This window comes from Streptomyces sp. BYX5S (assembly GCF_054724165.1).
In genome coordinates, this window is the sequence record NZ_CM138829.1 from 6,571,195 (window position 1) to 6,585,186 (window position 13,992).

10 protein-coding genes are annotated in these 13,992 nt (G+C 70.9%); 4 read left to right on the forward strand and 6 right to left on the reverse strand.

Going from position 1 to position 13,992, the window contains the following annotated elements; all coding sequences use genetic code 11:
• Positions 1 to 46: 46 nt before the first annotated feature.
• Both ftsH and ffh read right to left on the reverse strand, forming a co-directional pair.
• Entirely contained in the window at positions 47 to 1,990 is a 1,944-nt protein-coding gene (gene ftsH, locus ACYBSK_RS29595) for an ATP-dependent zinc metalloprotease FtsH (protein WP_460243960.1), read from the reverse strand.
• Positions 1,991 to 2,147: 157 nt separating this feature from the next.
• Entirely contained in the window at positions 2,148 to 3,704 is a 1,557-nt protein-coding gene (gene ffh, locus ACYBSK_RS29600) for a signal recognition particle protein (RefSeq protein WP_460243961.1), read from the reverse strand.
• 446 nt (positions 3,705 to 4,150) lie between these two features.
• Between ffh and ACYBSK_RS29605 the strand changes: the two genes are divergently transcribed.
• The 4 genes from ACYBSK_RS29605 to ACYBSK_RS29620 are packed head-to-tail and all read left to right on the forward strand — an operon-like array spanning position 4,151 to position 7,728.
• Positions 4,151 to 4,798, forward strand: coding sequence for an ABC transporter permease (locus ACYBSK_RS29605; protein WP_457480311.1), 648 nt, complete (start codon positions 4,151 to 4,153; stop codon positions 4,796 to 4,798).
• A complete protein-coding gene (locus tag ACYBSK_RS29610) occupies positions 4,795 to 5,904 on the forward strand; it encodes an ABC transporter ATP-binding protein (RefSeq protein WP_460243962.1) in 1,110 nt (369 codons plus the stop codon). The genes ACYBSK_RS29605 and ACYBSK_RS29610 overlap by 4 nt, the downstream gene beginning before the upstream one ends.
• Positions 5,901 to 6,692 carry an ABC transporter permease gene (locus ACYBSK_RS29615; RefSeq protein WP_460243963.1) on the forward strand — a complete coding sequence of 264 codons (792 nt, stop codon included), beginning with the start codon at positions 5,901 to 5,903 and terminating at the stop codon, positions 6,690 to 6,692. The genes ACYBSK_RS29610 and ACYBSK_RS29615 overlap by 4 nt, the downstream gene beginning before the upstream one ends.
• 19 nt (positions 6,693 to 6,711) lie before the next feature.
• Complete coding sequence (locus ACYBSK_RS29620; RefSeq protein WP_460243964.1) at positions 6,712 to 7,728, forward strand: glycine betaine ABC transporter substrate-binding protein; 1,017 nt, start codon at positions 6,712 to 6,714, stop codon at positions 7,726 to 7,728.
• A 36-nt stretch (positions 7,729 to 7,764) separates the two neighbouring features.
• On the opposite strand, the gene ACYBSK_RS29625 is transcribed toward ACYBSK_RS29620, so the two are convergent.
• The 4 genes from ACYBSK_RS29625 to nsdA form a co-directional block, all read right to left on the reverse strand.
• Complete coding sequence (locus ACYBSK_RS29625) at positions 7,765 to 10,212, reverse strand: [protein-PII] uridylyltransferase (protein WP_460243966.1); 2,448 nt, start codon at positions 10,210 to 10,212, stop codon at positions 7,765 to 7,767.
• A 33-nt stretch (positions 10,213 to 10,245) separates the two neighbouring features.
• Positions 10,246 to 10,584 (reverse strand): P-II family nitrogen regulator, encoded by a 339-nt coding sequence (locus tag ACYBSK_RS29630; RefSeq protein ID WP_457480316.1) that lies wholly within the window; start codon positions 10,582 to 10,584, stop codon positions 10,246 to 10,248.
• On the reverse strand, positions 10,581 to 11,939 hold the full coding sequence (locus tag ACYBSK_RS29635) for an ammonium transporter (protein ID WP_460243967.1): 1,359 nt from the start codon (positions 11,937 to 11,939) through the stop codon (positions 10,581 to 10,583). Before ACYBSK_RS29635 ends, ACYBSK_RS29630 begins: the two co-directional genes overlap by 4 nt.
• Positions 11,940 to 12,269: 330 nt before the next feature.
• Positions 12,270 to 13,748 carry a transcriptional repressor NsdA gene (nsdA, locus tag ACYBSK_RS29640; protein ID WP_457480318.1) on the reverse strand — a complete coding sequence of 493 codons (1,479 nt, stop codon included), beginning with the start codon at positions 13,746 to 13,748 and terminating at the stop codon, positions 12,270 to 12,272.
• Positions 13,749 to 13,992: the final 244 nt, after the last annotated feature.

Sequence of the window (13,992 nt, forward strand, 5' to 3'; positions counted from 1 at the left end):
GGGGCTCCGCCCCGGCCCCCGCTGCTCAATCGCCGCAGGGGCTTGATCAGTCCTTCGTGAGGCGGGTGACGCCGGCGATGCGGTACGCGTCGGCCTCCTCCAGCGTCTCGTTCTCCAGGAGCGCGGAGGCCAGCGCGTCGAGCTTGTCCATGTTGTCGCGCAGCTGCCGGCACGCCTCCTCGTAGCACTCGTCCACGATGCGGCGCATCTCGCCGTCGATGGTGTCGAGGGTGTCGGGGGCCGCGGACAGCCCGTAGGCCTGCTGGGCGTCGTTCGGGAGGGCGGACAGGCGGCCGACCTTCTCGCTCATGCCCCAGCGGGCGACCATGCCGCGGGCGATGTTGGTGACCTGTTCGAGGTCGTTCTCGGCGCCGGTCGTGATGACCCCGTAGACGACGTGCTCGGCCGCCATGCCGCCGAGGGCGCCGATGATGCGGCCCCTCAGGTACTCCTCCGTGTACGCGTACTTGTCGGAGTCCGGAGTGGAGAGCGTGACGCCGAGGGCCCGGCCGCGCGGCACGATCGTGATCTTGCGGACGGGGTCGGCGCCGGGCCGGAGCATGCCGAGGAGGGCGTGGCCGCTCTCGTGGTACGCGGTGCGGCGGCGCTCCTCGTCGGGCATCACCAGGGGCCGCTCGGCGCCGAGCTGGACCTTCTCCAGCGCTTCGGAGAGGTCGGTCTGGTTGATCTGCTTCTGCTTGCGCTTGACCGCGAGCAGCGCGGCCTCGTTGGTCAGGTTGGCCAGTTCGGCGCCGGTCATGCCCGGCGTCGTCCGGGCGACCTGGGCGAGGTCGACGTCGGGGGCGAGCGGCATGCCACGGGTGTGGATCTTGAGGATGGACTCGCGGCCGCCGCGGTCGGGCGGCGAGACGTTGACGATGCGGTCGAAGCGGCCGGGGCGGGTCAGCGCCGGGTCGAGGACGTCGGCGCGGTTGGTGGCGGCGATGACGATGACGCCCTCCGAGCCGCTGAAGCCGTCCATCTCCGTGAGGATCTGGTTGAGGGTCTGCTCGCGCTCGTCGTGGCCGCCGACGCCGCCCCCGCCGCCGCGGGCCCGGCCGATGGTGTCGATCTCGTCGATGAAGATGATCGAGGGGGCGACCTTGCGGGCCTCGGCGAACAGCTCGCGCACGCGGGAGGCGCCGACGCCGACGATCATCTCGATGAACTCCGAGGCGGAGGCCGAGAAGAACGGCACCCCGGCCTCACCCGCGACCGCGCGCGCGAGCAACGTCTTGCCGGTGCCGGGCGGGCCCGCGAGGAGCACGCCGCGGGGCATCTTGGCGCCCATGGTGCGGTAGTCGTCGGGGTTCTTGAGGAAGTCGACGACGTCGCCCAGCTCTCCCGCGACCTCGTCGATGCCGGCGACGTCCTCGAACGTGGTGCGCTTCTTGCCGGGTTCCAGCTCGACCGGCTTGGGCGGCTGCTTGCGGCCGAGCATGCCGCCCGCGCCGCCGCCCATGCCCTGGCTCATGCGGCGCGCGATGAACACCCACAGCGCGACGAGGAGGAGCATCGGGGCGAGCGAGATCAGCAGGTTGGAGAGGAAGCTGCGCTCCTGGACGACGGGTTCGGCCGTCACCGTGACGTCGTGCTTCTCCAAGTCGGCCCAGAGGTCGTCGTCGGCGAAGGACGGGCGCTGCGTCGTGAACTTGGTGTAGTTCTCGCGCTTGCTGTCGCTGTCGTCCGGGGTCTTCTGCTCCTTCTTGAGCTCGCCCTGGATCGCGTCGCCCTTGGAGTAGATCTTCTTGACGTTGTCGTCGGCCACCTGCTTGCTGAACTCGGTGTACGAGACGGTGGGCTCGTCGCCCTCGTTGAAGAACGACAGCACCAGGTTGGCGATGAGGTAGACGATCAGGGCCGTCAGGATGAGGCTGCCCCAGCCGCCGGGCATCTTGCGCTTGGGGTTCGGCGGTGGCGGTGGCGGCGGCGCGCCCTCGGAACGCCAGGGCTGATCCGTCCGATCACGCGGGGGTACCGGGTTCGCCACGCCTGCCTCGCCTCCTGTGGCCTGCCGTTCTCCGGGGCGGTCACGGCCCCAGGCCTTCCGCCCATGACCGCACAGTTGCCGCAGGCCCGCCACTCGTGGACATGCGTAAGGGGCGTCCGCCGTGGCGGGCGCCCCTTACATGAGCGACGAGGTGGGCTCAGCCCATGAACTTCTTGAACTCGTCGGGCAGCTCGAACTTGCCGTCCTGCTGGCCCGCGCCGGGCAGGCCGAGCGCGCCGCCCGCCTCGGCGGCGGCCGCGCGCCGGGCGGCCTCCTCCTGCTCCTGCTGCTTGCGCTTCAGCGGGTTGCCGGAGCGCTGCTTGCCCTTGGCCTTCTTCGGCTGCTTCTTCTGCCGGCCGGGACCGCCGCCCATGCCCGGCATCCCGGGCATCCCCGGCATGCCGCCGCCCTGGGCCATGCGGGACATCATCTTGCGGGCCTCGAAGAACCGCTCGATCAGGTTCTTGACCGCGCTGACGTCGACACCGGAACCCTTGGCGATACGGGCACGGCGCGAGCCGTTGATGATCGTCGGCTCCTGGCGCTCGATCGGCGTCATCGACTTGATGATGGCGGCCGTGCGGTCGACGTCGCGCTCGTCGAGGTTGGCGATCTGGTCCTTCATCTGGGCCATGCCCGGCATCATGCCGAGCAGCTTCGAGATGGAGCCCATCTTCCTGACCTGCTCCATCTGGGCCAGGAAGTCGTCGAGCGTGAAGTCCTGGCCCTTCTTGGAGGCCAGCTTCGAGGCCATCTTCTCGGCCTCTTGCTGCGAGAAGGTCTGCTCGGCCTTCTCGATCAGCGTGAGCATGTCGCCCATGCCGAGGATGCGGGACGCCATGCGGTCCGGGTGGAACGCGTCGAAGTCGTCCAGCTTCTCGCCGTTGGAGGCGAACATGATCTGCTTGCCGGTGACCTGCGCGATGGAGAGCGCGGCACCACCGCGGGCGTCACCGTCGAGCTTGGAGAGCACCACGCCGTCGAAGCCGACGCCGTCGCGGAAGGCCTCGGCGGTGTTGACCGCGTCCTGACCGACCATGGCGTCGACGACGAAGAGGATCTCGTCGGGGCTGACGGCGTCGCGGATGTCCGCGGCCTGCCGCATCAGCTCCTCGTCGATGCCGAGACGACCGGCGGTGTCGACGACCACCACGTCGTAGACCTTCGCCTTGGCGTGCTCGATGGAGTCCTTGGCGACCTGCACGGGGTCGCCCACCCCGTTGCCCGGCTCCGGGGCGTAGACGCCGACGCCGGCGCGCTCGGCGACGACGCTCAGCTGGTTCACGGCGTTGGGGCGCTGGAGGTCGCAGGCGACGAGCAGCGGCGAGTGCCCCTGGGACTTGAGCCAGCGGCCGAGCTTGCCCGCCAGGGTGGTCTTACCGGCACCCTGGAGACCCGCGAGCATGATCACGGTGGGCGGGGTCTTGGCGAAGCGCAGCCGGCGGGTCTCGCCGCCGAGGATGCCGACGAGCTCCTCGTTGACGATCTTGATGACCTGCTGGGCGGGGTTCAGCGCCTGGGAGACCTCGGCGCCGAGCGCGCGCTCCTTGACCTGCTTGATGAAGGCGCGGACGACGGGCAGGGCCACGTCGGCTTCCAGGAGGGCGATCCGGATCTCGCGCGCCGTGGCGTCGATGTCCGCCTCGCTGAGGCGCCCCTTGCCGCGGAGGTTCTTGAATGTCGCTGCGAGGCGATCGGAGAGAGTGTCGAACACGGCGGTCGCGAATCCTCGGGTCGGGTGGCTTTACGGACAGGTCGCCCTCCAGGGTATCCGCCCGCGCGGCCGTGGTCAGTGGCCCGGTCCTGAAGCGCCGCGTGGACCGCACCGACATACGAAAAAACCGCGCATAAGACGCGATATCCGCTGCGGCCATCCGTGCGTGACCTGCGCGTTCGCCATAATTACGGGCCCAACGGTTTCGTAAATCGACGCACATCAGCGCCGCCGGACCGGGTAGGCGCCCTCCGATTTCGAAGCCGCCCCTCACCTTCGCCCCGGGCCGGGGCGTGCCCGGTCGCGCCCGGAACCGCCACCAGCAGCCGTGCGGCGCACCGCCGCACGCACCCCGACGTGAACAGGAGCTCGCAGATGACCTCCCCCGCCACGCACCGGCCGCCGCGGCCGGTGCGTAGAACACCCGCGCCCCAGGGCAGGCCGGCGTGAACTTCCTCGGTTACTTCCAGGGCAACTGGCCCGACGTGCTCGACGCCGCGCTCGCGCACACCCTGCTCGTCCTCGAAGGGCTCGCCCTCGCGGTGCTCATCGGGGTGCCGGTGGCGGTCCTCACCTACCGGACGCGGGCGCCGCGCGCCGCCGTGCTCGGGGCGGCCGGACTGCTCCTCACGATTCCGTCGTACGCGCTGTTCGGCCTGCTGATCACGCCGCTCGGCCTGGGCACGGGACCGTCGGTCGTGGCCCTGACGCTCTACGCGCTGCTCCCCGTCATACGCAACACCGTGGTCGGTCTGCGCGAGCTGGACCCGGCGATCGTGGAGTCCGCGCACGCGATGGGCATGACCCGGCTGAAGGTGCTGGCCACCATCGAGTTCCCGCTGGCCTGGCCCGTCGTCCTCACCGGCCTGCGCGTCGCGACGCAGATGCTGCTCGGCATCGCCGCGATCGCCGCCGCCGTGAACGGCCCCGGTCTCGGCAAGCTCATCCTCGACGGACTCGCCAGCGCGGGCACCCCGTACGCCGTCTATCTGACGCTCGAGGGCGCGCTCGCCATCGTCGTCCTGGCCCTGCTCTTCGATCTGCTCTTCGCCCTGCTGAACCGTCTCACCACTCCGAAGGGGGTCACCCGATGATCCGGCTCGACCGGCTGACCAAGTCCTACCCGGGACAGGAGCGTCCGGCCGTGGACGATCTGACGCTGGAGATCCCCGAGGGGCGGATCGTGGTCTTCGTCGGCCCCTCCGGCTGCGGCAAGACCACGACGATGAAGCTGATCAACCGGCTGATCGAGCCGACCTCGGGCCGTATCCACCTCGGCGACGAGGACGTCACGAAGATCCCGGTGCACGAGCTGCGCCGCCGCATCGGCTACGCGATCCAGCAGTCGGGCCTCTTCCCGCACCGGACGGTCGCCCAGAACATAGCCACCGTGCCCGGCCTGCTCGGCTGGGACAGAAAACGCGTCCACGCGCGCGTGGACGAGCTGCTCGACATGGTGGGCCTGGACCCGGACACGTACCGCGGCCGCTATCCGAAGCAGCTCTCCGGAGGTCAGCAGCAGCGCGTCGGCGTCGCCCGCGCGCTCGGCGGCGACCCGCAGGTGATGCTGATGGACGAGCCGTTCGGCGCGATCGACCCGCTCAACCGCGAGGCGCTGCAGAACGAGTTCCTGAGGATCCAGGCCAAGCTGCGCAAGACGATCGTCTTCGTCACCCACGACATCGACGAGGCCGTGAAGATGGGCGACAAGATCGCCGTCTTCGCCGAGCACGGCAACGTCGTCCAGTACGACACCCCTCAGAAGATCCTCGCCGAGCCCGCCAGCGAGTTCGTCACCGACTTCATCGGCTCGGGCGCGGCCGTCCGCCGCCTCTCCCTCACCCGGCTCGGGAACGTCGACGTCCCGCTGTGGCCCACGGTCGCCGAGTCGGCGAGCGCCGAGGAACAGCAGGCCGCGGCCGCCGACAGCGATCACGCGTTCGTGGTGGTCCTGGACGAGGACCGCCACCCCGTCGGCTGGCTGCCATCGGGCGGTGGCTCGCGGCTGCCGCTGATCTCCCCGCTCGGCCCGGCCACCAGCCTGTACGACGCGCTCGACGAGCTGCTCGCCGTGAACGCGTCCGCGCTGACGGTCGTGGACGACGCCGGCCGCTACCGCGGGGTCGTCTCCCTGGACACGCTGCGGACGCTGATCCACACCGACGGCGGCTCCGGTCTGCTCCAGGGGGCCCGGCCGTGACCCAGGCACTCGTCGAGGACGCTCCCGGCGCACCGAGAAGCGCCGAACGCACCCGCGTCCTGCCGCCGTTGTGGCGTCTCGCCCTCACCCCGCTCGCCCTCGCCGTGGTCCTCGCGCTCCTCGCCTGGTACGTCTCCGGGCAGGACAAGGACCAGATCGAGCTGCGCAGCCTGAACACGGACTACCTGCTCAGCCGCACCCTCACCCACCTCGAACTGACCGCCGCCGCGACGGTGTTGATCCTCGTGATCGCCATCCCGCTCGGCGTGCTGCTGACCCGCCGCTGGGCGCGCCCGCTCGCCGGACCCGTGCTCGCGCTCGCCAGCATCGGGCAGGCGCTGCCCTCGCTCGGCCTGATCGTGCTGCTCGCGGTGGCCTTCGTCAGCCTCGGCGTCACGCAGATCGCGCTGATCGCGTTCGTCGCGTACGGGGTGCTGCCGGTGCTGCGCAACACCATCGCGGGTCTGCAACAGGTGGACCCGTCGATCCTGGAGTCCGCCCGGGGCATGGGCATGACGAAGTGGGAGGTGCTGCGCCGGATCGAGCTGCCGCTCGCGGTACCGGTGATGCTCGCCGGTATCCGTACGGCGCTGGTGATCACGGTGGGCACGGTCGCGCTCGCGACGTTCATCGGGGCGGGCGGTCTCGGGGACGTGATCTCCAACGGGATCAACTCCAGCCGGAACCTGGTCCTGATCACCGGCAGTGTCCTCGTCGCCGTGCTCGCGCTGCTCGTGGACTGGGTCGCCGGGATCGTCGAGAACGTGCTGCGTCCGCGCGGTCTGTGAGAAGGGACCTGGGAGAGAAGTGACCACACACAAGCGATTCAGGCCGGTGTCCCTCGCCCTGTGCGCGGCCCTGCTCGGCGGCGCCGCGCTGACCGGCTGTACGGACACGGGCGCCGACGACTCCGGCGGCCTGCCGCGCAAGGCGAGCCAGAAGCAGCTCGAAAGCGGTTCGATCGCCAAGGACGTCGACCTCAAGGGCGCGCACTTCAAGGTCGGCTCCAAGGAGTTCACCGAGCAGCTGATCCTCGGCAAGATCACGAAGTACGCGCTGGAGGCGGCCGGGGCGAAGACCACGGACCAGACCGGCCTCCAGGGCACGACGATCGTGCGCAGCGCCCTCAAGAGCGGCGACGTCGACCTGTACTGGGACTACTCCGGCACCGGCTGGACCCAGTTCCTCCAGCACGACAAGCCGGTGCGGGGCAGCGCGGCACAGTTCAGGGCGACTTCTCAGGAGGACCTGAAGAAGCACGGCATCAAGTGGCTGGGCCCGGCGAAGTTCGGCGACCAGTACGCACTGGCGCGCGCCGCCGACGCCCCGGGCCCCGCGGGGAAGGTCGACTCGATCAGCGACCTGGCGGAGCTGACGAAGGAGCACCCGCAGGAGGCGACGCTGTGCGGCGCCTCGGAGTTCCTGGACCGTGAGCTGTCGGCGCTGGAACAGAGCCCGTACCAGCTGACCTTCCCGGCGCCGCAGGTCTACCAGAACGCGTTCGCGCTGAACTTCGTGAACGTCGCCAAGGGCAGCCCCTGCGCGTTCGCCGAGGTGTTCACCACGGACGCCCGCCTGAAGTCCCTGGACCTGAAGGTCCTGGACGACGACAAGGGGCACTTCACGACGGAGCTGGCCGCGCTGACCGTGCGCGACGAGACCGCCAGGAAGTACCCCCAGCTCGCGAAGCTGGCGAAGAAGCTCGGAAACGCGCTCACCGAGGAGACCGTCATCGAGCTCAACGGAATGGTCGACCTGGAGGGCAGGAGCGCCGACCAGGCCGCGCTGTACTTCCTGCGCGCCAACGGCTTCATCGGAAAGTGACGCCCACGGGGCCGGGGTGCGCGCACCCCGGCCCCGTCACCCCCGCAGCGACTCCTCCACGCCGCGCGCCACGGACACCGCCTCCTCCGGAGCCAGCGGCCTGCCGTCACCCCCGGCCACGTAGAACGCGTCGACCGCGTTGGCGCCCAGCGTCGACACGTGCGCCGAACGCACCCGCACCCCGGACCCCTCAAGGGCCCGCCCGATGCGGTGCAGCAGCCCCGGCACGTCGTGCGCCCGCACCTCGATCACCGTCGCCCGCCGCGATCCCGCGGACGCCACCGTCACCCGGGCCGGCGGCGCCACCACGCCGCGCCTGCGCGGATACGCGGCGTCCCGCTCGGCGAGCCGCGCCGCGATGTCGAGCGAGCCGTCGAGGGCCCGTACGAGATCGGCGCGCAGCCGTGCGGCCTGCGGCAGGGAGCCGTACTCGGCGGCGACGCGCCAGTTCAGCACCAGTGCGTCGCCCTCCACCTCGCTGAGCCGCAGCGCCCGCAGCTCCGCCGTGCGCACGGTCAGCCGGTGCATGGCGAGCACCCCGGCGACGGCCGGCAGCACCCCGTCCTGCTCGGGCACCGCGATCACCAGCTCGACGCCGAGCGGCTCCGGTTCGGCGGACCCCTCGGCCTCGGTCGGTACGGCGTCGGTCTGTGCCCGCAGCGCCAGCACGGGGCCGCCGGTGCGCAGGGCCTCCACCGCGAGCCGCTCCTGCTCGGCCGTCGGCTCGGCGTCGTCCGGGTCGACCGGTTCGTCGCCCGCGAGCACCGCGGAGACCCGCTTGACCAGGTCGGCGACGAGGGAGCCGCGCCAGGACGACCAGGCGGCGGGCCCGGTGGCCAGCGCGTCGGCCTCGGTCAGCGCGTGCAGCAGTTCGAGCGTGCCGGTCGAGCCGACCGCGTCCGCGACGGACCGTACGGTCGCCGGGTCCTCCAGGTCGCGCCGGGTGGCGGTCTCGATGAGCAGCAGGTGGTGGCGGACGAGGGAGGCGAGCACGGCGACGTCGGCGCGGTCGAAGCCGATTCGCGCGGCCACGTCCTGCGCGATGATCTCCCCGGCCACCGAGTGGTCCCCCGGCCAGCCCTTGCCGATGTCGTGCAGCAGCGCCGCGACGAGCAGCAGGTCGGGCCGGTGCACGCGGCGCGTCAACTCGGCGGCGCGCACGGCGGTTTCGACGAGGTGCCGGTCGACCGTCCAGGTGTGGACGGCGTTGCGCTGCGGTCGGCACCGCACCCGCTCCCAGTCCGGGATCAGCCGCGTGATCAGCCCCTCGGCCTCCAGCGCCTCCCACACCTCGACGGTGGGGCGGCCCGCGCCGAGCAGGGTCACCAGCTGTTCGCGCGCCTCGGCGGGCCAGGGCGTGGGCAGCGGCCGGGCGGCGGCCGCCATCCGGCGCACCGCGTGCAGCGACAGCGGCAGCCCGGCCTGGGCGGCCGCGGCGGCGGCGCGCAGCGGCAGGACCGGGTCGCGGTCGGGCTTGGCGGCGCGGGCGAGCACCACCTCACCGTCCATCTCGACGACGCCCTCGGCGAGCGGCGACCGCTCGATCGGCGCGGCCTTCCCGCCGCCGAGCAGGGACCGCAGCCGGGGCCTGGCGGACCGGGACTTGAGTACCCGCCCCACTTCGCGCCAGGTGACGTCACTGGCGTACGCGATGGTGCGCGCGGCCTCGTACACCTGCCTCAGCAGCGTGTCGGCGTCCAGCAGGCCGAGTTCGGCGGCGACCTGGTCCTGCTCCTGGAGCGCGAGCCGGTCGGTGGCGCGCCCGGTGGCCAGGTGCAGGGCGTCGCGTACGTCGAGGAGCCGGCGCCGCGCGTCGGAGAGGCCCTCGCGGGGTGCGTCCGCGAGCCACGACGCGGCGACGGCGCGCAGCGCGGTGGCGTCCCGCAGGCCCCCGCGCGCCTCCTTCAGGTCCGGTTCGAGCAGGTACTGCAACTCGCCCTGGCGGGCGGCCCGTTCCTCGCACAGCTCGCGCAGCTCGGGCAGCCGCTTGGGCGCCTGGTTGCGCCAGTCCGCGAGCACGGCGGTGCGCAGGCCCGCCGTCAGGCCGAGGTCACCGGCGATGTGCCGGGCGTCGAGCAGGCCCAGCTGCACCTTGAGGTCGTCGCCCGCGGTCTTGCGCGCCTCGGACGGCGTCCGCACGGAGTGGTCGAGGGCGAGGCCGAGGTCCCAGATCGGGTACCAGATGCGGTCGGCGAGCGCCGCGACCTCGTCGGCGTCCGCCGAGCCGTCGTGCAGCAGGAGCAGGTCGAGGTCGCTGCGCGGCGAGAGTTCGCCGCGCCCGTAGCCGCCGACCGCCACCAGCGAGACGCCCGGCGCTCCGGCGCCGAAGAGCCCGACGAGCCAGTCGTCGGTGAGTTCGGCGAGGGCGGCACGGCGCGGCGGCCCGGACCGCGCGTCCCCCTGGAGGAGGCGCAGTCGGGCCGCCGCATAGCCGCCGGGTCCGGAATCCTCTGATTCAGCACGTACGTCGTTCACGCTCGTCACCCGGCGACTCCCGATTCGTCCATGAATGATCCGTTACAGCGCGTCCGGTCCACGCTCTCCGGTGCGGACCCGCACGGCGGTCTCGACGGGGACCGACCAGACCTTTCCGTCACCGATCTTGCCGGTCCGCGCCGCCTTCACGACGACATCGAGCAGCTGCTCGGCGTCGTCGTCCTCGACCAGGACCTCTATACGGATCTTGGGTACCAGGTCGACGGTGTACTCGGCCCCACGGTAGACCTCGGTGTGGCCGCGCTGACGGCCGTAGCCGCTGGCCTCGGTCACGGTCAGGCCCTGGACGCCGAAGGCCTGGAGGGCTTCCTTGATCTCGTCGAGCCGGTGCGGCTTGACGACCGCGGTGATCAGCTTCATGCGTCGACCTTCTTCGTGTTCTTCGGGTCCTGGGCGGCAGCGGCGGACGGCGCGGGGACGGCCTGGCGGGCCAGGGCGCCACCGCCGGCACCGCTGTAGTCGTACGCCGTCTCGGCGTGCTCGGCCTGGTCGATGCCGGAGACCTCGTCGTCCTCCTCGACCCGCATGCCCATGGTCTTGTCGAGGGCGAAGGCGAGGACCGCGGAGACGATCAGGGAGTAGGCGAGGACACCGCCGACACCGGCGCACTGCTTCCAGAACTGGTCGAGGCCGCCGCCGTAGAACAGGCCGGCCGCGTCGGACTGGCCGCCGCCCGTGGCGAAGAAGCCGACGAGCAGGGAGCCGACGACGCCGCCGACCAGGTGGACGCCGACGACGTCGAGCGAGTCGTCGTAGCCGAACTTGTACTTCAGGCCCACGGCCATGGCGCACAGGACACCGGCGACGACACCGATGGCGATCGCGCCGAGCGGCGAGCAGGAACCACCGGAAGGAGTGATGGCGACCAGACCGGCGACGGCACCGGAGGCGGCGCCGAGCGAGGTGAACGCGCCGTGCCGCATCTTCTCGTAGATCAGCCAGGCGAGCATCGCGGCGCCGGTCGCGACCTGCGTGTTGAGGAACATCAGCGCGCCCACGCCGTCGTCGTTGCCCAGCCACGAACCGGCGTTGAAGCCGAACCAGCCGAACCAGAGCAGACCGGCGCCGAGCATCGTCCACGGCAGCGAGTGCGGCCGCATCGGGTCCTTCTTGAAGCCGACGCGCTTGCCGATGACGAGGATCACGCCGAGCGCCGCGGCACCGGCGTTGATGTGCACGGCCGTACCGCCGGCGAAGTCGATCACGCCGAGCTCGAAGGCCCAGCCACCGGTCCCCCACACCCAGTGGGCGACGGGGAAGTACACGATCGTGGCCCACAGCGCGATGAACAGCGCCCAGGCGCTGAACTTCACGCGGTCCGCGAGCGCGCCGCTGATCAGGGCGGGCGTGAGGATCGCGAACATCAGCTGGAAGACCGCGAAGACGTAGACCGGGATCGTGTAGCCGTCCCAGAGCTGGGTCAGCCCGATCCCGCTGAGCCCGACGAAGTCGCCGTCCCAGCCGATGATCGAGCCCTTGTCGGTGCCGAACGCGACGGAGAAGCCGTACAGCACCCACAGGATCGTCACGATCCCGAGGCTGATGAAGCTCATCATCAGCATGTTCAGGGTGCTCTTGACGCGGACCATGCCTCCGTAGAAGAAGGCCAGGCCCGGCGTCATGAGCATTACCAGGGCGGAACAGATCAGCATGAAGCCTGTGTTGGCGGGCGACAGCGTGGGTGCGTCTGCCGCCAGCGTGATGGCTGATGCCATCGGCGTCTCCTCGTCGTTGGTACGGCCCCGTGCGGGCGAAGCCTGAGCGGTCATGAGGGGTGGGCCGGTTATGAGCCAAGAGATTGGCTCAGCGCGGTTTCCGTGGAGGCCCCTCGATGTTTCGCCGCAGTGACGAAGAGGTCGCGGGTGTTACGGGTGGATGAAATGCCGGAATGCGTCCGGGTCGATCGTTATCGTGACGCAACCAAGCAGGCCGAGAACAAGCCGGCCGCGGCCTCCGTCCTCGATGACCTGGCGTAGGGGAGCCGAGTCGGGCTGTTTCGGGACGGGTGGCCGCGGCCGGGGTTCTGAGGGGGTGCTCCCCCGCCGTCAGACCGCCGCTTCGGCGGTCTCGGGCAGGTGGAGCGCGAGCTGTTCGGTCAGGTCGATGACCTCGGCGACATCACCGAAGTCCCGCGTCGCATTGTCGACAGTCTTGCGGATGCGGGTGTTGACCCGCTCCGAGCGCACCTTCCTGGCGATCTCCAGGGCCTGCCCCGCGAGCACCGTGGACTGCACGGGCTCCTTCTGGAGCAGGTGCACCGTGGCCATCCCGATCAGGTTCAGCGCGTACGAACGCTGGTGCTCGGCGTCCTTCCCGAACAGCTCGACGGCGCGCTGCATGAGCGGCTCGGCCATCGACGCGTACGTGGGGCTGCGGCCGGCGACGTAGGCGAGATCCCGGTACGAGTGGCTGTTCTCGCCGTGGAGTTCGGCCTCGGAGAAGAAGCGGATCCAGTCGGGATCCGGGTCGTCCCAGTCGTCGGCGTCGGTGAAGGTGTCCTCGGCCATCCGCACGGCGCGCTTGCACTTGCCGGGCTGCCCCATGTTCGCGTACGCGCGGGCCTCCATCGCATACAGCATGGACTGCGTCCGGGGGCTGGCGCAGTCACGGCTGCCGTACTGGGCGAGATGCACGAGTTCGAGCGCGTCGTCGGGCCGGCCGAGGTGGATCATCTGGCGGCTCATACTGCTGAGGATGTACGAGCCCAGGGGCTTGTCGCCCGCTTCCTTGGCGGCGTGCAGCGCGAGCACGAAGTACTTCTGGGCGGTGGGCTGGAGGCCCACGTCGTAGCTCATCCAGCCGGCCAGCTCCGCGAGTTCGGCCGCGACCTTGAACAGGCGGCGCGTGGTCTCCTCGGGCTGCGGCTCCTGGAGCAGGTCGGTCACCTCGTGGAGTTGGCCGACAACGGCCTTGCGGCGCAGGCCGCCGCCGCACTGGGCGTCCCACTGGCGGAACATCACCGTGGTCGACTCCAGCAGGTCCAGCTCCGGCTTCGACAGCCGGTTCCCCCGGCGCTGGGTGACCGGCTCGGGCTCGGGCCTGGCCGTCGCGCCGGGGGTGGGCACCAGCCAGCGCTGCATCGGCTCGATGAGCGAAGGGCCGGCGGCGAGCGCGAGGGAGCTGCCGAGGAAGCCGCGGCGGGCGAGCATCAGGTCGCTGCGCGAGAACTCGCCGATGAGCGCCACGGTCTGCGGGGCGGTCCAGGGCAGGTCGACGCCGGACACCGAGGGCGCCTGGTGCGCGGCGCGCAGGCCGAGGTCCTCGACGGCGACGACACAGCCGAAGCGCTCGGAGAACAGCTCGCTGAGGATCCGCGGGATCGGTTCGCGCGGGTTCTCCCCGTCGAGCCACCGGCGCACCCGCGAGGTGTCCGTGGAGATGTGGTTCGCACCCAACTGCCGGGCCCGCCGGTTCACTTGCCGCGCCAGCTCGCCCTTGGACCAGCCGCTGCGCACGAACCACGAACCGAGCAGCTCGTTCGGGCGCTTCTCGGCGTTCGTGACGCCACCGCCGCTGCCGCCCACTGGAACGCCCCCATCCCTGAAGCCCTCTAAGACCTGTGTGCACGCGCGCCGGCCACTCTCGGCGACCGTCCTGTCCACACCCTTGCCCGCAAGCCCTACCAGGATGCCGTCAAATACCGCTTCCCGTCCGGCAGTTGTCACTCCTCGAACAGGAAACCGACTTGCCTCCGGCATACCCACGGGTGCGTGACCCTCAGGGCTCGTGCACTGAAAGTAATCCTACGATCACCCCTCCGGCGAGGGC

Excerpts from the sequence above, each read along its gene's own strand:
- ACYBSK_RS29610 (WP_460243962.1), top strand. The coding sequence starts at position 4,795 with ATGATCCGGCTCGACCGGCTGACCAAGTCCTACCCGGGACAGGAGCGT.
- ACYBSK_RS29630 (WP_457480316.1), bottom strand. The coding sequence starts at position 10,584 with ATGAAGCTGATCACCGCGGTCGTCAAGCCGCACCGGCTCGACGAGATC.
- ACYBSK_RS29635 (WP_460243967.1), bottom strand. The coding sequence starts at position 11,939 with ATGGCATCAGCCATCACGCTGGCGGCAGACGCACCCACGCTGTCGCCC.